This is a genomic window from Actinoplanes sp. NPDC023936 (assembly GCF_040639325.1).
In the GTDB taxonomy this organism is placed as follows: domain Bacteria; phylum Actinomycetota; class Actinomycetes; order Mycobacteriales; family Micromonosporaceae; genus Actinoplanes.
Window position 1 is genome coordinate 79,976 of record NZ_JBEZZR010000025.1, and the last position, 19,081, is coordinate 99,056.

Annotated in this window: 18 protein-coding genes, 1 tRNA gene and 1 riboswitch; of the genes, 13 read left to right on the top strand and 6 right to left on the bottom strand. The window is 69.3% G+C overall.

Features of this window, described 5'->3' with window-relative positions:
• Positions 1-66 precede the first annotated feature (66 nt).
• Both AB0F72_RS27815 and AB0F72_RS27820 read right to left on the bottom strand, forming a co-directional pair.
• Positions 67-1,665, bottom strand: coding sequence for a HAMP domain-containing sensor histidine kinase (locus AB0F72_RS27815; protein WP_360436689.1), 1,599 nt, complete (start codon positions 1,663-1,665; stop codon positions 67-69).
• A 227-nt stretch (positions 1,666-1,892) separates the two neighbouring features.
• The gene (locus AB0F72_RS27820) at positions 1,893-2,579 is read right to left on the bottom strand and encodes a response regulator transcription factor (RefSeq protein ID WP_360436691.1); all 687 of its coding nucleotides are present in this window, start codon (positions 2,577-2,579) and stop codon (positions 1,893-1,895) included.
• 98 nt (positions 2,580-2,677) lie between these two features.
• Between AB0F72_RS27820 and AB0F72_RS27825 the strand changes: the two genes are divergently transcribed.
• From AB0F72_RS27825 to AB0F72_RS27845, 5 genes are all read left to right on the top strand, one after another.
• Positions 2,678-3,220, top strand: a complete 543-nt coding sequence (locus AB0F72_RS27825; RefSeq protein WP_360436693.1) for a hypothetical protein — start codon at positions 2,678-2,680, stop codon at positions 3,218-3,220.
• Entirely contained in the window at positions 3,214-4,410 is a 1,197-nt protein-coding gene (locus AB0F72_RS27830) for a peptidoglycan-binding domain-containing protein (RefSeq protein ID WP_360436695.1), read from the top strand. Before AB0F72_RS27825 ends, AB0F72_RS27830 begins: the two co-directional genes overlap by 7 nt.
• Positions 4,411-4,427: 17 nt before the next feature.
• On the top strand, positions 4,428-5,105 hold the full coding sequence (locus tag AB0F72_RS27835) for an ABC transporter ATP-binding protein (protein WP_360436790.1): 678 nt from the start codon (positions 4,428-4,430) through the stop codon (positions 5,103-5,105).
• Entirely contained in the window at positions 5,102-6,319 is a 1,218-nt protein-coding gene (locus AB0F72_RS27840; RefSeq protein WP_360436697.1) for an ABC transporter permease, read from the top strand. Before AB0F72_RS27835 ends, AB0F72_RS27840 begins: the two co-directional genes overlap by 4 nt.
• Before the next feature lie 219 nt (positions 6,320-6,538).
• Positions 6,539-6,611 (top strand) — tRNA-Arg (locus tag AB0F72_RS27845).
• Positions 6,612-6,761: 150 nt separating this feature from the next.
• On the opposite strand, the gene AB0F72_RS27850 is transcribed toward AB0F72_RS27845, so the two are convergent.
• Positions 6,762-7,673: a LysR family transcriptional regulator gene (locus AB0F72_RS27850; protein ID WP_360436699.1), complete on the bottom strand. Its 912-nt coding sequence runs from the start codon at positions 7,671-7,673 to the stop codon at positions 6,762-6,764.
• Between the two features lie 70 nt (positions 7,674-7,743).
• Here AB0F72_RS27850 and AB0F72_RS27855 point away from each other — a divergent pair, with 70 nt between their 5' ends.
• A complete protein-coding gene (locus AB0F72_RS27855; protein ID WP_360436701.1) occupies positions 7,744-8,100 on the top strand; it encodes a nuclear transport factor 2 family protein in 357 nt (118 codons plus the stop codon).
• Positions 8,101-8,150: 50 nt separating this feature from the next.
• On the opposite strand, the gene AB0F72_RS27860 is transcribed toward AB0F72_RS27855, so the two are convergent.
• On the bottom strand, positions 8,151-8,834 hold the full coding sequence (locus tag AB0F72_RS27860) for a transglycosylase family protein (protein WP_360436703.1): 684 nt from the start codon (positions 8,832-8,834) through the stop codon (positions 8,151-8,153).
• Positions 8,835-9,007: riboswitch (cyclic di-AMP (ydaO/yuaA leader) on the bottom strand.
• A gap of 207 nt (positions 9,008-9,214) precedes the next feature.
• On the opposite strand from AB0F72_RS27860, the gene AB0F72_RS27865 reads away from it, so the two are divergent.
• From AB0F72_RS27865 to AB0F72_RS27880, 4 genes are all read left to right on the top strand, one after another.
• Positions 9,215-10,453 carry a saccharopine dehydrogenase NADP-binding domain-containing protein gene (locus AB0F72_RS27865; protein WP_360436705.1) on the top strand — a complete coding sequence of 413 codons (1,239 nt, stop codon included), beginning with the start codon at positions 9,215-9,217 and terminating at the stop codon, positions 10,451-10,453.
• Between the two features lie 135 nt (positions 10,454-10,588).
• A complete protein-coding gene (locus tag AB0F72_RS27870) occupies positions 10,589-11,197 on the top strand; it encodes a GNAT family N-acetyltransferase (protein ID WP_360436707.1) in 609 nt (202 codons plus the stop codon).
• A 127-nt stretch (positions 11,198-11,324) separates the two neighbouring features.
• Positions 11,325-12,422 (top strand): crosslink repair DNA glycosylase YcaQ family protein, encoded by a 1,098-nt coding sequence (locus tag AB0F72_RS27875; RefSeq protein WP_360436709.1) that lies wholly within the window; start codon positions 11,325-11,327, stop codon positions 12,420-12,422.
• A 95-nt stretch (positions 12,423-12,517) separates the two neighbouring features.
• The gene (locus AB0F72_RS27880; protein WP_360436711.1) at positions 12,518-13,216 is read left to right on the top strand and encodes a hypothetical protein; all 699 of its coding nucleotides are present in this window, start codon (positions 12,518-12,520) and stop codon (positions 13,214-13,216) included.
• A 27-nt stretch (positions 13,217-13,243) separates the two neighbouring features.
• Here AB0F72_RS27880 and AB0F72_RS27885 read toward each other — a convergent pair whose 3' ends face one another.
• On the bottom strand, positions 13,244-13,645 hold the full coding sequence (locus tag AB0F72_RS27885) for a helix-turn-helix domain-containing protein (RefSeq protein WP_360436713.1): 402 nt from the start codon (positions 13,643-13,645) through the stop codon (positions 13,244-13,246).
• A 269-nt stretch (positions 13,646-13,914) separates the two neighbouring features.
• On the opposite strand from AB0F72_RS27885, the gene AB0F72_RS27890 reads away from it, so the two are divergent.
• The 3 genes from AB0F72_RS27890 (at position 13,915) to AB0F72_RS27900 (ending at position 17,056) form a co-directional block, all read left to right on the top strand.
• A complete protein-coding gene (locus tag AB0F72_RS27890) occupies positions 13,915-14,325 on the top strand; it encodes a DUF2218 domain-containing protein (RefSeq protein ID WP_360436715.1) in 411 nt (136 codons plus the stop codon).
• Positions 14,326-14,367: 42 nt separating this feature from the next.
• Complete coding sequence (locus AB0F72_RS27895) at positions 14,368-15,972, top strand: rhamnogalacturonan lyase B N-terminal domain-containing protein (RefSeq protein WP_360436717.1); 1,605 nt, start codon at positions 14,368-14,370, stop codon at positions 15,970-15,972.
• 94 nt (positions 15,973-16,066) lie between these two features.
• Positions 16,067-17,056 (top strand): radical SAM protein, encoded by a 990-nt coding sequence (locus AB0F72_RS27900; RefSeq protein WP_360436719.1) that lies wholly within the window; start codon positions 16,067-16,069, stop codon positions 17,054-17,056.
• A gap of 7 nt (positions 17,057-17,063) precedes the next feature.
• Here the strand turns inward: AB0F72_RS27900 and AB0F72_RS27905 are convergent, their stop codons facing one another.
• On the bottom strand, positions 17,064-19,070 hold the full coding sequence (locus tag AB0F72_RS27905; protein WP_360436721.1) for a hypothetical protein: 2,007 nt from the start codon (positions 19,068-19,070) through the stop codon (positions 17,064-17,066).
• Positions 19,071-19,081: the final 11 nt, after the last annotated feature.

Below are 19,081 nucleotides of genomic sequence, written 5' to 3' on the forward strand. Positions count from 1 at the left end.
CGGCCGCGGTACCGATGGGCCGCGCTCATCCGCAACACCGCCGGAGCCTCTCGCATCGAGCAGGGCTCATGCGGAGGAGCGCGTCTGATCAACACGACTCGGAGCCGGCCAGGACACCGGCCAGCCGCCCGCAGACGTCGGCAGATGAACGGTGAACCGGCTGCCCGTGCCGGGGCGGCTCGCCACGGTGATCTCGCCGTGGTGGGCTTGGGCGAGTTGTCGTGCGATCGCCAGGCCGAGGCCGCTACCGCCGGTCCCCCGCGTCCGTGATGCGTCGGCGCGCCAGAAACGTTCGAAGATGCGGGGCAGATCCTCGGCGGCGATTCCGATTCCGGTGTCCGTGACAGTGACGAGCAAGTGGTTTCCGCTCAGTCCGGCCTCAAGGGTCACCGAGCCTCCCGGTGGGGTGTACCGGACGGCGTTGCCGACCAGATTGCCGAGGAGCTGGCGGAGGCGAACCGGATCGGCGAACAGTTCGATGTCGGAGATTCCCGCGCTGTGCAGCACCACTCCGCCTGCTTCGGCGGCACCCCGGTGCACCTCGGTGACCTGGCGGATGATGTCGGTTAGCCATACCGGTTCCGGATGGATGCGCAAGCGTCCGGCGTCTGCGGCGGCGAGGTCGCGGAGGTCGTCGATGACGTGCTGCAACTGCGCGGCCTCGTCGAGCAGCAGGCTGAGCAGCCGTGCGTCGGCCGGCGCGAGGCCGTCCTGGGCCGCTTCCAGCCAACTGCGGATGTTGGTGAGCGGGCTCCGTAATTCGTGGGCGATGTCGGAAACCATCGCTTTGCGCTGACGCTCGAGCTCCTCCCGTCGCGCGGACAGGTCGTTGAGCGCGGTGGCCAGCCGGCCGATCTCGTCCTGGGTGCGGACGGGAACCCGGAACTGCTCCGCAGCGGATTTGCCGACGGCGTCGGTGAGTTCCTGGAGCGGCCGTACCAGCCTGCGCCCCACCAGCACGGTGGCCAGCACTGCCGCTGCCAGGACGGCGGCGGTCACGGCACAGATCCTCAACACGTTGGCGGTCGACAGGTTGAACGCCGTCTGCGCGACGCCGGCTTCCGGGTCGGTGACGAAGAGCAGTGCCGGCGGGGCGACGTAGGGGGCGAGCTGTTGTTGGCGCGCTTCCAGGACGCAGGCTTCAGCCGCCCGGCGACCCTTCTCGTCCGCGGGCACGGGCCGGATGGTGAAGCCGAGCTGAATCTCGACCCGCTGAGGGTCCCGGTTCAGGCAGGTGGCGGTCAGGGTCGCGAGCCGGTCGAGGTGGGTCTGCTCGGTGCGCGTCGGCGTCAGGAGATCGGCCGAGGGGCACAGCGATGCGGTGTTCTTCGGGTCGAGGGTGACCAACCGTACGACGGGCCGGCCACTGGGGGTCACGACGATCTCCGGTATGAGGCCGTAGCCGCGCAGGCACCGGGCATGTTCCCGAGCGAGTATGTCGAGGGATCGGCGTTCGCCGGCTGGTATCCGGTACGGCCCCACCACGCGGGGATCGATGCGATCGGAGCTCCCGGCGAGGCCGGCGTTGATTCGCAGCGGGTCCACCGTGGCCGATGGCCTGGTGCCTTCCAGCGCGGGGCCGTCCGATGAATCGTGGATCAGGGTGCGGTCCTCCGACATCAGAGTGATCCGCCGGCCGAGCCGGTCGGCGAATTGGTCGATCATGGTGCCGGCCGCGGACCACTCCGAGTGGGTGGCGGCGTACTCGAGCAGAGCGTCGTAGACGCTCGTGTCATCGGCCAGCGACCGGCCCTGCTCCTGTTGGATGGCCCGGGTCGTGGACTGCACGGCGAGCCAGGCGGTGGCGCTGATCGCACACACGGCGATCAGCACGGAGGTGGCCAGCAGCCGCATCACCAGGCTCCGCAGCGGCGGCACCCGCGCGGCGGCCATCAGGGGTGACCGCTGGTGAGCCGGTAACCGACACCGTAGACGGTGACCAGATGCCGGGGCCGCCTGCGGTCCTTCTCGATCTTGCGGCGCAGGCTCATCACGTGCATGTCGACGGTACGGCCGGTCGTTTCGCGGTCGAAACCGTTGGTGTGCTCGAGCAACTGGGCCCGGGTGAAGACGCGATCGGGTTGCGTGGTCATCAGGGCGAGCAGGGCGAACTCTCCGGGTGTGCATTCCACCGGTACACCGTCCACGGTGACCTCGTGCCGTTCGGTGTCGACGCGTATCGGGCCGACGCGGCGTACCGCGCCGGAGGTCCTGGTGTGCGCCCGCCGCAGCAGGGTGCGGACCCGTGCCACCAGTTCCCGCGGGCTGTACGGTTTCGTCAGGTAGTCGTCGGCGCCGATCTCGAGCCCGAGCAGCAGGTCGTCCTCGCCCGAGCGGGCGGTGAGCATCAGCACGGGAATGTCGGATTCCCGGCGCAGCGCCCGGCACAGGTCCATGCCGTCGAGTCGCGGCATCATCACGTCCAGGACGAGCAGGTCCGGCTGAGTCCTCCGTACCTGTTCCAGCGCCGCCAGGCCGTCGTGCGCGACGGTGACCCGGTGGCCCTCCGCGCCCAGGTAACGGCGCAGCACCTCCGCCTGTCTCTCGTCGTCCTCGGCGACCAACACGTATGCGCTCATGACGTGGACTATAGGAAGATCGTGCCGCAGATCTCGCCGTCCGATTCGTTGCCGGAGCCTGACAAGTTCCTGATCATCTCCGGTCAGACTCTGCGCCCATGCAGAACCGTCATCGCGGGGTGATCCTCGCCGCCCTGTTCCTCGTGCTTCCGGTCGCCGGCTGCTCTCAGGACCCCGCGCCGCAATCCTCCTCCGGGGAGGTCGCCACCATCACCGGCACCCAGGCGGCCACCAAACCGTCGGCGGCCGCTCAGCGCGGAACGATGCTGCGCATCGACATGACCGAGGACGAGATCCAGCAGGCGCACCAGGCCTACACCGCCTGCCTGAAGGCGAACGGTGTCGCGGTCGGCCCCAAGGGGCTCGACAGGGAGCCGACGGCACAGGACAAGGCATCGGCGCCGTTCCAGGCATGCCAGGACAAGGAGCCCTACCTCGACCCGCTGATGGACAAGACGAAGAACCCCCGGTATGCCGACCAGACCCGTGCCTGGATGAAGTGCATGAACGAGCGTGATATCCCCGTCAGCGGCAATTGGGACGACGAGTTCTTCACCATTGGCGACGCGCCGGCCGGCATGGACAGCAACGAGTACAAAGAGGTCTACCGGCAGTGCCAGGTGGAGTCCTACAAGTGGTGATCAGCCGGCGCCGGCTGCTCTGGGTGCTACCAGGAGCGGCCGTCACGGCGGGAGCCGCCGTCGCCGGTCTGCGCTGGCGTGGCGGCGCGCCGGCCGGCGGAGCGGCGCCGGCGGCTTCCGCCTCGGTGGCGACCGCGGAGGTGGAGCGGCGTGACCTTGCCGTGTCACAGATCCTCCCGGGCGTCCTGGGACACGGCCCGGCACGTCCGGTCCGTGGGGCCCGGCCCGGCACGGTGACCTGGCTGCCCGAGGCCGGCCGCACGATCGGCCGCGGCGGGCAGGTGTACCGGGTCGACGATCAGCCTGTCGCCCTGTTCTACGGATCATTGCCGTTGTTCCGTCCGCTCGCCGTACGTGACCTCGTCGGCCGGGACGTCCGGGTGGTGGCGGACAATCTCAAGGCGCTGGGCTACCGGATCGGCCGGCAGCCCCGTGCGGGGACTCGGGTGGCGCAGGCCCAGCCGCCCGCCGCGGCACCGGTGACGCCGGCAAGCTCTCCGGCGCCGACAAGCGCGAAGGGGCCCGCCGCTGCCACCGCCGCGCCGGTGACGGTACGTGCGGGCGACGGTGTGTTCACTGCCTCGCTGATCAAGGCGCTACGCCGGTGGCAGCGTGACACCGGCCTGCCGGTCACCGGAGCCATCGGCCCGGGCGACGTCGTCGTGCTGGCCGGTGCGATCCGCGTCGACTCGGTCACCGCCCAGCCCGGTGACGACGCCACCACCGCTTTGCTGACGGTGACCCGTACCGCCAAGGTGATCACCGTTACGGCCGAACCGGAGCAGGCCGCGACAATCAAGCAGGGCGCCGCCGCGGTGGTGTCCCTGCCGGACGCGCGACGGGTGCCCGGCCGCGTCACGGAGATCGGCACTGAGCTTCAGATCCAGGCAGGCGACGGCGCTGACCCGAACGCCAGGCCGAAGTTCGCCGTCACCATCGCCGCGACGGACCCGAAGGTTCTCGATCGGCTCGACTCCGCCGATGTCGAGGTGGAGTTCGCCGGGGAGATCCGCACGGGTGTGCTCGCCGTGCCGGTGGCGGCCCTGGTAGCTCTCAGCGAGGGCGGATATGCCGTCCAGATGGACGACGGCCGGCTCGTCGCCGTCGAGGTGGGCATGTTCGCCAAAGGGTTCGTCGAGGTCAGCGGAGACGGCCTGGAGCCCGGCCGGAAGGTGGTGGCGACATCGTGAGCGTGAGCGCCGCGCCGGTGATCGTGTTGCGCAACGCGAGCCGCGTCTATCCCGGAGCGGTGACCGCTCTGCACGACGTCTCGCTGGACATCAGGCAGGGCGAGCTGCTCGCCATCGTCGGACCCTCCGGTTCCGGCAAGTCGACGCTGCTGAACATCATGGGGACGCTCGACAGGCCGACGTCCGGAAGCGTGACCCTGGGCGGGTACGACGTGGCCGCCCTCTCCGATCGCCGGCTGTCCGCGTTGCGCAGCCGCCTGCTCGGCTTCGTCTTCCAGCAATTCCACCTCTCCGACGGCCTCACCGCTGCCGAGAACGTCGCCACCGGCCTGCTCTACGCCGGGGTGCCGAGGAGGCGGCGGCGTGCGATGGCGGTGGAAGCGCTGGCCCGGGTCGGGCTCGCCCGGCGCGTCGGTCACCGGCCGCGGCAGTTGTCCGGTGGCGAGCGGCAGCGCGTGGCCATCGCGCGGGCTCTGGTCAACGAGCCGGCTCTGGTACTGGCGGACGAACCGACCGGCGCGTTGGACAGCCGTACCGGTCAGACGGTGCTGGAACTGCTGCACCGGCTGCACGAGGAGGGCTCCACCATCGCCATCATCACGCACGACCGGGAGATCGCGGGCTCGCTGCCGCGGCGCATCGAGATCCGCGACGGCCGCCTGGTGGCCGACACCGCCACGGCGGTGGCGCCGTGACCCCGGCGCGCGGTGGCGGAGTCCGGCCGACCCGCCTCACCCCGGGCGATGTGCTGCGGCTGGGCGTACTCGGCCTGCGCGTGCGCCCGCTGCGGGCTGCCCTCTCAGCGCTGGGCATATCGATCGGCATCGCCACCATGCTCGCGGTGATCGGCATCCCCGCGTCCAGCCAGGCCGCGCTGATGCGGGAACTGAGCGCACTCGGCACCAACGTCCTCCAAGTCACCGTCCCGCCCAACGAAGACCCACCGGTATTGCTGCCGAAGGAGTCGGTGGGAATGGCGCAGCGCATCGGGCCGGTCACCGTGGCCAGCGCCGTCGCCAACACCCACCTGGTGGCTCGCCGGTCCGACCGGACCGATCCCCGGGACGGCCTGGGCCTGTCCGTGCTGGCAAGCCGGATCGACCTGCTGCCGGCGGTCAACGCCGGTATGGCCCAAGGGAACTGGTTCACCAGCGCCACCGCCCACTTCCCCACGGTGGTGCTGGGATCAGTGGCGGCCACCCGGCTGGGCTTCACGGAGATGCCGCTGGACGGTCGCGGACACCAGGTGATGATCGGGGATCAGTGGTTCACCGTGATCGGCATCCTGGCGACCACACCACTGTCCCCGGAGATCGACCGCGCCGTACTGGTCGGCTGGGAGGCGGCCGAGAAGGTGCTGCGCTTCGACGGCCATCCCACGGTGATCTATCTGCAGGTGCACGAACCCGCGATCGAGGCGGTCCGGGCCGTGCTGCCCGCCACGGTCTATCCGGAACGTCCGGGCGATGTCCTGGTGACCCGTCCGTCCGAGGCGCTGGCCGCCAAACGTGCCACCGCGAACTCCTTCTCCGCCCTCTTCCTGGGGCTGGCCGCTACGGCCCTGCTCGTCGGCGGCATCGGCGTGGCCAACACGATGGTCATCTCCGTGCTGGAAAGACGATCGGAGATCGGTCTGCGTCGTGCTCTGGGCGCCAACCGGGGCCAGATTCGCGTGCAGTTCCTCACCGAGTCGGTGGTGCTGGCCGGCCTGGGCGGAGTCCTGGGCACGGTGCTCGGGCTGGCCGCCACCGCGGCCTGGGCCGTCTGGCACGGGTGGCCGGTGGTGGTGCCGGTCGCGGCGACCGCGACGGGACTGGGCGGAGCCGGGCTGGTCGGCATGCTCGCCGGGCTGTATCCGTCGATGCGGGCGGCCCGGTTGACTCCGGTGGAAGCCCTCGCCACGGTCTGAGCCGTGACGCCGTCTGGCGGCGGGTATGTGCCCCGGCCGAGCGGGGTTCGCTGGCTGCTCGGACGTCGATCATGCCGGGTTGCGCCGACGTCACCTGATGTCCATTGCCCCTGAGGCGCCAGGCGTACTTATGCGCAGCGGCGAGGACGGCCGGGTCATGACGGTGGGCAGTGGCGGTGACTCAGGGGCAGCCGCTGGTCCGGTAGCATGAGCCTCCGCGCCCTCGTAGCTCAGGGGATAGAGCATCGGTTTCCTAAACCGTGTGTCGTAGGTTCGATTCCTACCGGGGGCACTTTCTTCGTCCGGCGTCGCATACGCCGCCAGGACGACCAGGCGGCAGCGGCCGGGCGCGCCGGGGACGTGGCCTGCCAGGTGGGCGGTAACTCGCCAGATGGCACGCCGAACCCGCCCACTCCACCGTCGCGATCACCTCCGTCGCGGGCTACACCAGTTCCGCACTCACCTCCTTTTCTTGATCCGCTCCAAAGAAGGCGACCCGGCAGTGCCGGAGGAAAGCCGCCAAGGCCGGGCTGCTGCGGTTCTGCCAGACGAGCGCGAGCAGCGCCGGGATCTCGATGCCGTCGATCGGAATCGCGGTCAGATCGGCATATGCGGTGGCCATCGATTCGCTCAGCACGGCAACCCCGAGCCCGCGGCGGGCCAGGCCTGCCACGGTGTCCGGCGAGGTCGCCGCGAGAGCGACCGAAGGATCAACACCCTCCGCTGCGCGGGCTTTGTCGAGCACGTCACGGATGCCGGTGCCCACCGGCAGGCAAATTATCGGGTACGTGGACAGCGCGGTGACCGAGAGACGCGCATGACCAGCTAGTTCACTGTCCGGCGGGATCAGCGCGACGAGCCGCTCACTCGCGATCACGTGGCTCGCGAGGTGTTCGGGAGGCTCGCCTGCCAGCCCGGCCAGCGCCAAATCTAGGTCGCCGGATCGGATGCCGGCGACGAGTTGGTCTGAGTTCGCTTCCACCAGTTCGAGTTCGATGTCGGGGTGTTCCCGGTGGAACGCTGCAAAGGCGTCGAAAAGGGGCGTCACCTCGCACCCGATCACCATGCCGATCACGAGCCGACCCCGGACCAGGCCGTGCACGTCGTCGATCGCGTCCCGGAGGTCGGCTGCGGCGTCGAGCGCCGCGCGAGCGTGCCGGAGTGCCGCCTCCCCCGCGTCGGTGAGCCGGGCGACACGTCCCGCACGGTCGAAGAGCCGGGTGCCGAGCTCGTGCTCCAGGGCTTTGATCTGTGCGCTCACACCGGACTGGGTGATGTGCATGCGCTCGGCGGCGCGGGTGAAGTTGGCCGTCTCGGCGACCGTGACGAAGTACTCGAGCTGACGCAGATCCATGACTAATTCTAATGGTTGCCAGAAGAACTATGCGTTGGACTTGTGGGTGGACCTCCGGAAAACTGAAGCCATGACCGAGCAAGCACACCGCCCTGAGGACCTGACCAGGCTGTTCGTCGAGCGCGCCAACGCGAAGGACGCCGACGGGCTCGCCATGTTGTATGAGGAGGATGCCGTGATGGCTTACCCGCCGGGCAGCCAGACGCGTGGCCGCGAGGCGATCCGCAAACTGTGGGCCGACCTGTTGCCGCACATGCCCGAGTTCGAGCCCGAGCCGCCGCTGCCCACACTGATCAGCGGCGACCTGGCGCTGACTTCGACGCCCCCGAGTGACGGCTCGGGCGCCCGAGCCCAGGTCGCTCGCCGCCAGCCGGACGGCACGTGGCTGCGCGTGCTCGACCAGCCGGAGTTCACACGGCCGGAGTGACCACGCTCCGGGCGCCCCGACCGGGACGCCCGGCGTCTCCACGGGCCGGCTCAGAGCTTGATCCGCTGACCGACGAAAAGGCGGTGCGGGCTGCTGAGGACGTCGTCGTTGAAGCGGTAGAGGGCGCGCCAGCCTCCGGCAACGTGGTGCCGGCTGGCAATGCGCGCGAGGGTGTCCCCTCTCCGGACGACATAGGTCCGCGTGCCAGACCGAGGCGTGGCCGTCGCGCTCTGAAGCACAACGCCCCGCCCAGCAGCGCCCCGCCCAGCAGCGAGCCGACCAGCAGCGGACCGATCAGCAGCGGACCGATCAGCAGCAGCCCGATCGACAGTGGGCCGCACCACACGCGCCGGAGACTTGCGGACCGCTTTGCGGCTCACCTTGACGTTCGCTCGCTTGCCGCAGTGTGGCCAAGCGCCGATTCCCTGTCCCCGCAACACACGCTCGGCCACCCGGATCTGCTCCACTTTCGTGGCGCGGTTCGCGGTTCGGGCGTAACGCGTACCGCCGTAGGCACGCCATGTGCCGCGGCTGAACTGGAGGCCGCCGTAATACCCGTTTCCCGTGTTGATGCGCCAGTTGCCGCCGGACTCGCAGCGGGCGATGGCGTCCCAGTTCACCTCGGACGACACAGCCTGTGCGGGCGCGGCCGGGCCCAGCAGGCCAACGGTGCCGACGAGACCAGCGACGGCTACACCGAACGCGAGATGGACCTGCTTTCGGATTTGCACCATTTCAGTTGTCCTCCACGCCTGCGAGGTCAGCTGTCGGGTTCGGGCAGAGTGGCCCGGCCGCGTGGTGCGGCTTCACCCCAAGACGCGTGAGCGCCGAGGAACTTGTGGGTCCCCCGCTCCATGCCTTCGAGTTGTGATCCGTGGTCGGCGGCAGGATTCGGCGTTCCGGCCACGGTGCCCGCTCAGGCGGGCCACCGACGGAAGTCCACGGACGGATCGGGCGCGCTTACGCCTGGATCCGGGTCCGGTGGAGCTGTTACACCAAATTAACCCTTTGATCCGAGCTTGTATGGATAACTCGGCAGATTTTTTCCGACCCGCCTACCAGGAGGATTGTGGTGTGCTGCGCACTCTCCACGGAGGGTGCACAATCGGCAGCCATGAGCGATCAAGCGCGCGACTTCGATGTGATCGTCTATGGCGCCACCGGTTTCGTCGGTGTCCTCGTCGCACGGCATCTCGCCGGATTCGCGCCGGCCGGCACCCGGATCGCCCTCGCCGGACGGTCACAGCAGAAGCTCGAAGCCGTCCGTTCCCGGCTGAACGTCGACTGGCCACTCGTGGTCGCCGACGCCGCTGACACCACCGCCCTCGGTGCGTTGGCTTCCTCCACCCGAGTGGTCATCACGACCGTCGGTCCTTATGCGAAGTACGGCCGGGTGCTCGCTCACGCGTGCGCCGAAGCAGGCACGGACTATGTCGACCTGACCGGCGAAGTGCTGTTCGCGCGGGACAGCATCGACGAGAACCACGAGCTGGCGCGGCAAACCGGGGCGAGGATCGTGCACTCCTGCGGGTTCGACTCGATCCCGTCCGACATCGGGGTCCACGTGCTGCACTCGCTGGTGCAGGCGGACGGCGCCGGCGAGCTGACCGACACCACGCTGGTGGTGACGAGCATCCGGGCCGGCATCAGCGGCGGCACGATCGACTCGATGCGCAACCAGATCGACGTGATGGCCAAGGATCGCCGGCTGCGGCGGATCGGTGCCAGCCCGTACTCGCTGAGTCCCGACCGTGAGGCCGAGCCGGACCTCGGCCGTCAGGAAGACATGATCACGCTCCCGGCTTCCGAAGTGGATCCGTCGTTGCGCGGGCATCTCGCGCCGTTCGTGATGGCGTCCTACAACACACGCGTGGTGCGGCGCAGCAACGCTCTTCGCGGCTGGGCCTACGGACGGCGTTTCCGCTACCGCGAGGTGATGAGCGTCGGCACGTCGCCGCTGTCACCGGTGCTGGCCCTCGGCACGAAGGTGGCGCTCGGCGGCCTGGTCCTCGGTCTGACGGTGCCCCCGATCCGTTTCGTGCTGGACCGGGTGCTCCCGAAACCCGGTGCCGGCCCGAGCGAGCAGAGTCAGCAGTCGGGGCACTTCACGATCGACATCTTCACCACGACGAGCAGCAGGGCGCGATACACGTCGCGGTTCCGGGCCAAAGGCGATCCAGGTTACGCGGCGACCGCGGTGATGCTCGGCGAGGCGGCGCTGGCCCTGGCGCTGGATCGGGACAAGCTACCGGCATCGGAGGGAGGTGTGCTGACCCCGGCGACTGCCATTGGCGACGCGCTGGTCGACCGTCTGCGAACAGCCGGGATGGAGATCGCCGCGCGCAAATTGTGAGACGGATTCGCCTGACTGAAGATCCGGCAAACGCCACATACTTTCTTGAGCGCTGGTCAAGAGCGGTATCGAGAAGCCGACCAAATATCGATCGCGACTAGCACTAACCGGGTCTTTGTGGGCAGGATTCGGAGGGTGACCGCCGACCCTCTGCCCTATCCGCTGAGGTTGACGGGAACCGGCATCATCCTGCGCGAGTGGCGTCCAGACGATCTGGACGATCTGGTCGCGCTGCTGGACGAGCCGGAAATCGCGCGCTGGACGCCGATGCCGTCACCCTTCGACGCCGAAGCCGGCCGCGCGTACCTCAAGCGTGCCCACCAGGGACGCGCCAACGGCAGCCGGATCCAGCTCGCCATCACCGCCGACGGCGGGCTCCCGGTCGGCGAAGTGCTGCTCTTCGCCGTCGATCCCAACCTGCGCGAGGCCGAGCTCGGCTATCTGGTGGGTCACCCCTACCGCCGGCGCGGGCTCGCGTCGGGGGCGCTCTCACTGCTTTCCGGGTACGCGTGCCACACGCTCCGCCTGCGCCGCCTCCTGCTGCGCATCGATCCAGCGAACGTGGCGAGCACGTCGGTGGCCCGTCGGTGCGGTTACTGGCTGACCGGAGAACCTCCGATCCACCAGGAAGGACCTTACGGACCGAGCCGGCTGGACACCTGGGAGCTCGTCGACGGCCGCGCCGCCACCCGCACCGAACGCCTGAAAAATGTCGCATCCCGGCGGTACGGTCGTCGCACCTAGCCGCCACCCGCTCACCATCAGGGCCACGGGGACGCGACTCACACCCGCATCGCAACCAACGCGGATGGTCCGCTCGGCACCGTCCGCACGAGCCGGAAGTCAGAGCACACGCCGCACGGAGGTGCGCATGATCAACGTGGATCGGGCACAGGTGATGGCCTACCGAGTCACCGCGCTGGGGCTGGCCGAGCGGGTCGACGTGCGCGCGGCCGACCTTCCGGTGCTCGACCTCGGCATCCAGCAGTACACGCCGGATTCCGCCCAGGTCGCGCTCACCGCTCGCAGCAGTGCCGAGCCCGCCGACGACCGGCTGGCCCCGGTGTGGGCCGCCCGCGGCGCGCCGCACCTGCACCGGCGATCCGATCTGGCGGCGCTCACCTCGCAATTGTGGCCGCTCACCGACGCGGACGCCGCCACCCGGATCAACAGCGCTCAGATCCCTGACGCCGGAGCGTTGGGGATGCGTGCGTTCACCGTGACGGCCGAGGCGTTCCGTGAGGTGGTGACCGGTCCGATTGCCCGGGGTGCGGCCAGCACCGAGGTGAGCAAGCGGGTGCCGGGCGAGTTGACGTACCAATGCCGGGGTTGCGGCGCCCGCCACATCGCCGGCAACGTCTGGCAGCAGGCCGGGCTGGCCGGTGGGGTGGAGGTTCTGTCCCGCGGCAAGGACGCGCTGCTCGGCCCGCTTCCGGACGCCCCTGCCCTGCCCGGTGCGAATGCCGGGATCGATCGCCTCATCGCGACCTACCTGCGTTTCCTCGGTCCGGCCGGTCCGGGCGAGGTGGCGAAATACCTGGGTAGCTCCCCCGCCCAGATCCGCAAGGTCTGGCCGTCGGCCGGGCTCACCGAGGTCCACATCGACGGCCGCAAAGCCTGGTTGCCGGACACCGAGGTGCCGGCCCTGCAGTCGGCGCGCACCGCACCCGGGGTTCGCTGGCTGCCCGGCATGGACCCGCTGCTCCAGGCCCGCGACCGGGACGTGCTGATTCCGGAGCGCGCCGCGCAGAAAGAGGTGTGGCGATCGCTCGGCAATCCCGGCGTCCTGCTGGTGGACTCCGAGATCGCCGGTGTGTGGCGTGCCCGGCTCGTGGGGCGCAAGCGTGTCGACCTGACGGTGACCGCGTTCAACGGCCTGTCCGCCGCGCGCCGCAAACAGGCCGACCAGGAGGCGGCGCAGGTGGCACGGGCGCGAGGCGTCCCCGAGGCCACGGTGACCTACGAATGACACCGATCAATGACACCCGGGCCGAGCAGTGACGGGAAGGGACGCGAGGGCGCTGGCACGGTGGCCCGTGGATGAAGCTCTGGGAGACTCGGGCGATGCCGACCATCGGATTCCTGCACACGGCGGACGTGCACGTCGAGACGTTCGAGCGGCTCACCGCGGAACTCGCGCCGGGTTGGGTGACACGCCACCTGGTCGACGAGTCGCTGCTCGCCGACGCCCGGGTCGGCGGGGTCACGCCCGAGATCACCGAGCGGGTGCGGAAGCGTCTGGCGGAGCTGGAATCCGCCGGCACCGACGTGATCCTCTGCACTTGCTCAACGATCGGTGAAGCCGCCGAAAAAGCCGGCAACGCCAGAACGGCCGGCACAGCCGGCGGAGAAACCCGCATGACCGCCGAAAAAGCCGGCGAAGACGGTAAAGCCCGGAAAGTCCTGCGCGTCGACCGTCCCATGGCCGAGGCCGCTGTCGCCGCCGGCCCCCGGATCGCCGTCGTCGCCGCCGTAGCATCCACGATGGAACCGACAATGGCCCTGCTCAGGGAGAGCGCCGCCCGCTCCGGCACCGCCATCACCCTCATCCCCGAGCCCTGCCTCTCCGCCTGGCAGCACTTCGAGTCCGGCGATCACGACCGCTACTTCGACGAGATCGCCGACCACGTCCGCGCGATCGCCGGCAAAGCCGATGTCGTCGTGCTGGCCCAGGCGAGCATGAGCCCGGCCGCCGACCGGCTCATCGGCCTACCCGTGCTGACCAGCCCGAGGACAGCCGTCGCCAGGGCCACCGCCGGCTGACGAACACCAAAGCCCGAAGCCGCAGACTCATGGACGCTTGGCGGCCCGCTCCACCACGACCGTCGTCGACTTGATGACCGCGACCGCTACCGAACCCACCTGCAGGTCCAGCTCGTCGACAGCTTCCCGGCTCATCAGCGACACCACCCGGAACGGCCCGGCCTGGATGTCGACCTGCGCCATCACGGTGTCCTTGACCACGGCGGTGACGATCCCGCGCAACCGGTTGCGAGCCGACGACTCCTCGGAACGCTCATCCGGGCCGGCACCCTGACCCCTGACGAAGGCGGCCAGGTCCACCCCTTCGATGACCCGGCGTCCTTGCTGGTCACGGTGTGCGGAGAGCCGGCCCGCGTCGACCCACCGGCGGACCGTGTCGGAGCTGACGCCGAGCAGCTCGGCCGCCTCACCGATCTGAAATGTCGTCACCCGATCACCCTAGGGCCCGTTTCGTAAAGGATGGCTGGGCTGCGGCGTGGCCCAGCCGCCGTCTGGCCGCACGTCGCGAACACCCAGATACAACCCCGGTATCCGGGCGCCCGCGCCGCACACCCAGACGACACCTGGACCTCGCCTCGCTCCTGCCCCCTTTACGAAACGGGCCCTAGTTGCCGACTCGTTAGCGATATATCGTTACGGCGTCGGCGAGCCGGTGACGGCAGGCCCGCGACAGCCAGCGAAGGATCAAGGGAGCACCGATGACCACCCAGCACACCGCCACCGCCTCCGTGGCCACCACCGCCGCGCCGCGCTACGCCAAGCAGCTCGCCTCCCACCTGGGCCGCCGCAGCGAGATCCGCTACCTGGGCCACAGCGAAAACGAGCACGCCAGCCAAACCGGGCACGCCAGCGAAAACGAGCACGCCGGCCAAACCGGGCACGCCAGCGAAAACGAGCACGCCGGCCAAACCGGCAACGAGAACGACAACAGCGACATCGCCATCGTCCTGACAGTCGGCGAGTGCCGCCTGCACAGCACCCCGGAGTCCCTGGAGCTGACCGCCACAGCGAACAGCGAGGACGACCTCCACACGGTCACCCGGGTGATCGGCTCGCACCTGGAGCGGTTCGGCCAGCGCAACGAACTCACCGTCGACTGGAAGCGTTGAGAAACCGAGCAACCTTCCGGCCGCCGAAATCCACAAGAGGGCATGCCCTCCAAGAAACGGAAGATCCTCGCCGGCGGTCTCGCCACTGTCGCGGTCCTGGCCGGCGCCGGCCTGCTGGGTGTCGGCCAGCCCTGGGCGAGCGCCGCCGCGAACGTCAGCTTCGACACCGGCACCGGCCTGTCGTTCATCGTGAACGGCACGAACGGCAACATGACGTCGCTCAAGCACAACGGCACCGAGCTGACCGCTTCCGGTTATGCGACCGGGCAGTTCGAGTCCGGCTGGTCGTCGGCGACAGTGACCAGCAAGACGTTCAACAACGGCAGCTCGATCCTGGTGAGCGCGGCGAACACGTCGATCGGCGTGACGCAGTACTACTTCGCCCGCAAGAACGACAACACGATCTACATGGCGACGAGCATCACGAAGGCGCTGAACCCGGGTGAGGCCCGGTTCATCGCCCGGTTGAAGCCGTCGCTGCTGACGACGTCACCCGCGGCCGCGAAGACAGCGAACGCCCCGACCACCGTCGAGGGGTCGGATGTGTTCGCGTTCGCGAACGGGCAGACCGCGTCGAAGTTCTACAGCTCGCAGCGGCTGATTGCGCAGCAGCCGTTCGGGGCGAGCGGCAACGGTCACGGCGCGTACATCATCCCGGCGTACACCGACATGACGTCCGGCGGCCCGTTCTTCCGGGACATCGAGGTCAACGACACCGGCAGCGCCGTCAACATCACCCACTACATGTTCAGCGGGCACCAGCAGACCGAGGCGCTGCGGCTGGGCCTGCACGGCCCGTATGCGCTCGCGATCACCGACGGCGCCGCGCCGGCCGCCCGGAGCATGGACTTCCTCGCGTCCTTCATCCCCGGGATGCTCTCCAACGCGCAGCGCGGCGGCGTGAGCGGCACCGCGTCCGGCACCTGGAACGGCCTGAAGGCGACGGTTGGGCTGTCCGGCACGAACGGCCAGTACTGGGGCCAGGTCAAGTCCGGCAGATTCGTCATCGGTCACGTCAAGCCGGGCACCTACAAGGCCACCCTCTACGCCGGTGAGCTGGAGCTGAAAACCACCACGATCACCGTGACGGCCGGCGCGACGACCAGTCTCGCGATCACCGGCAGCGTCCCGGCGGCCGGCACGCTCTTCCAGCTCGGCACGTTCGACGGCACCCCGGCCGGCTTCCTGAACGCCGACAAGATCGAGACGATGCACCCGTCGGACGAGCGGATGGCAGCCTGGACCGGCAGCAAGACCGTTTCCAATCAGAAGAGCTTCCCGATGGCCGCGGTCAAGTCGGTGAACTCGCCGATCGCGCTCGGCTTCAACCTCGCCGCCGTCCCGGCGAACGGCGCGAAGCTGCGGATCGCGACCACGTCGAGCTTCGCCGGCGGCCGTCCCGCGGTCTCGATCGGCGGCTGGACCTCGCCCTCGTCGGCATCCCCGACACCGGCGAACCTGAACTCGCGCAACGTCACCCGCGGCACCTGGCGCGGCATCAACACCACCTACACGTTCACGATCCCGGCGAGCGCCCTGCGGACCGGCACCAACACGCTGTCCATCTCGGTACTTAGCGGCAGCAGCGGCGCCACGTTCCTCAGTCCGAATTTCATCTTCGACGGCCTCGCCCTCGACCCCGCCTGACCCCGGATCACAATCAACCCCTCGCTCGGGTACGGGGCTCAACCCGTACCCGGGCAGGGGTTTTTTGTGGCAGTGGATGGGCATGCCCGGCGGCATGGCCGTTCAGCTGGACCCACCGCTTCCCGCCCACCTGCAGGTGGAGGTCACGTCGGCGTGCAATCTGCGCTGCACGATGTGCCTGGTCCGCTACCGCCCGCCGGTCAACAAGCTGGCCGGCGCGATGCCACCGGAGCTGTTCCACCGGCTGGTCGAGGACGTGCCGCTGCGGCAGGTCACGTTGCAGGGGCTGGGTGAGCCGCTGCTCTCGCCCTACCTGCCGGAGATGATCGAGGCAGCGGTCCGGCGGAAGATCCGGGTCGGGTTCAACACCAACGCGACGCTGCTGAACCGCAAGCGCGCCGACGAACTGGTGGCGAGCCGGGTGGACTGGCTGCACGTGTCGCTGGACGGTGCGACAGCGGAGTCCTACGAGGCGATCCGGGACGGCGCGCGGTTCGACACCGTGATCAGCAACCTGGCCGGCCTGGTGCGGGCGAAACGGGAGGCGGGCAGCGACACCCCGTGGATCCGGGTGGTCTTCGTCTCGATGCGTGACAACGTCGCTGAGCTGCCCGAACTCGTCCGGCTGCTGGGCCGGATCGGGGTCGACGAGCTGCGCGTGCAGAACCTCTCGCACAGCTTCGACGACACCGACCCGGCCGGGCGCTACGAGGAGATCCGCACGTTCACCGCCGAGCAGGCACTCTGGACCGGCGCGGACCGCGAGCGGTCCGGCGCCGCTTTCGCCGAGGCCCGGCGGGTGGCGGCCGAGACCGGGGTACGGCTACGGCTGCCCCGATTCGACGAGGCTGCCGGCGGCGGCTGCACCTGGCCGTGGGACGCCGCCTACGTGACGAGCGCCGGCGTGGTCCAGCCGTGCTGCATGGTGATGGGCGACGACCGGGTGTCACTGGGCGACCTGACCGAGGCCGGCTTCCCGGAGATCTGGCACGGCGAGGCGTACCGGGAGTTCCGGCGGCGCCTGGCGAGCGAGGAGCCGCCGGACGTGTGCCGGGGCTGCTCGCTCTACCGGCACACGTTCTGACCAGCGGTTACTTGGTGAACCTGAAGTACTTCCAGGAACCGTACGTGGTGTAGTTCGCGCTGTCTCCGGCCGTGCCGGTCGTGTAGACGGCCCGCACCCGGTACTTCACGCCGGTCTTGTGGGTGCCGGTCAGCGTGTAGGTGTACGTGCCGGCCGACGACAACGTGAAGGTGCCGGACTTCCACGCCTTCCACTTACCGCCGGAGTACTGCTCGAAGACGAGCGTCTGCTTGCGCTTCGGGTACGCGGTCATCGCCGTGGTGAACTTAGGGTTCTTCGCCTTGCGCACGTAGTAGTACGAGCTGGCGACCTTGTAGTGCTTGGTGACCGCGGTGGAGACGGCGACCTTGGTCTTCAGCGCCGAGGTGACGGTCCGCGCGGCGTACCGGGTGTCGCCGGTGAAGACCGCGCTGAACGTGGTGTTGCGGGTCAGCCGGTGGTTCACGCTCAGGGTGCCGGCGCTGGTCACCACGCCCTTCTTGATCAGGCGGCGGGGCTGGTCGGAGCCGTACGGGTCGGCCCAGATCTCCACCGTCCGGTTCTTGTAGGTGGCGCCGAGCTTCGCGGTCATGCTCACGGTCGCGCCGTACGCGTTGACGCTCCCGTTCCGGTTCAGCGTCAGCACCGGCGTGGTCTTCGAGACGGTCACCGAGACCTTCGCGGACGACGGCTTGTGCGTGGCGTCCCCGGCGTAGGTCACCGTGTAGGTGACCGTGCCACCCGCGGGCGGGTAGTCCAGGAACGTGAAGTCACCCTCCCAGGTCGAGTTGACGGAAGGCACCGCGACGCCGGACGGTGACTCCGCGTCGGTGCGGGTGACCTTGAGTTTCGCGTCCATCGGGCCGGTGCCGTTGAGCCTGCCGGAGATGGCGACCGCGGAGCCGCGGGTCGTGCTCACCGGGCCCTTCAGCGTGATCGAGGTCGGGGTGCTGCTCGCCGGCGGAGTCGGCGTCACCGTGGGATTCTCGATCGTCCAAAGGCTCTGCGCGCCGGCCGGATCGGTGGTGATCGCGAAGAGCCGGTCGGCACTCAGGTCCCACTCGATGCCGGTGAGGCTGGGTGTGGCACCGGAGATCGGGAAGTCGAACTCCCGGGCCGTCGCGCTCTCGGCCGGCTTGTACAGGCGCAGGTCGGTGCTGTCCGCGCTGGGCTCCAGACCGGCCGCGATCCACCCGCCCGAGGCGGCCTCCACGTCAACGGCCCGGCTCGCCGGGATGACCCGGCCCTGCGTCGGCGCCAGGTCGTCGGCCCAGGTGTAGTAGACGCCGCCGACACCGGCCACATAGATCATGCTGCCGTCGGCGGTGTACGCGAGGGCACTGTGCCCATAGGTGAGGCCGGTCTGCGACTCGGCGATCAGCTCGGGCTTCGCGCCGCTGACGTCGTAGAGGAACAGGTCTCCGCGGGTGTCCGCGTCGGTCACCGCCAGCCGGTTCGGATCGGTGGGGCTGGCCGCGATCAGCGGCTGCCGGGCCGACCCCGACGTGTTGGTCCCCGCGCCGATGACGCTCCCGGTGATCTCGCCGGTGGCCGGGTCAAGCGAGGCGAAGTAGTTCTTGGAGTAGGTGAACCAGACCTTGTTGGCGGCGAGCGTGAGGTGGCCGAGGTCGGAGGCGGTGACCGGGTAACGCTGGTTCTCCTCGAGCGTGTCCGCGTTCCAGGAGATGATCAGGTGGGCGTCGGGGACGATCGCCCAGAGCGTGAAGGAGTCCGCGGAAAGCCGCAGGTCACTGGCGTTGGCGCCGTCCGGAAGGGCCACCTCGTCCACGACCGTGCCGTCGTAGGAGACCGCGAGGATGCGGTGCGTCACGTCGTCCGCGATGTACAGACGCTGATGGCGGGCACCGTCGGCCACCACGCGGTCGACGTGATAGCCGGTGAGGAGGTGACGTTGCTGCTCGGTCAACACGGTCGGCGCCGTCGCGGCGTAGGCCGGATCGGTGGCGAGATCGACGAAGAAGACCGAGGTCGCGGCGAGAACGCTCGCCGCGAGAACGGTCCGGAAAGTGCGCATGAGCGGCGAGC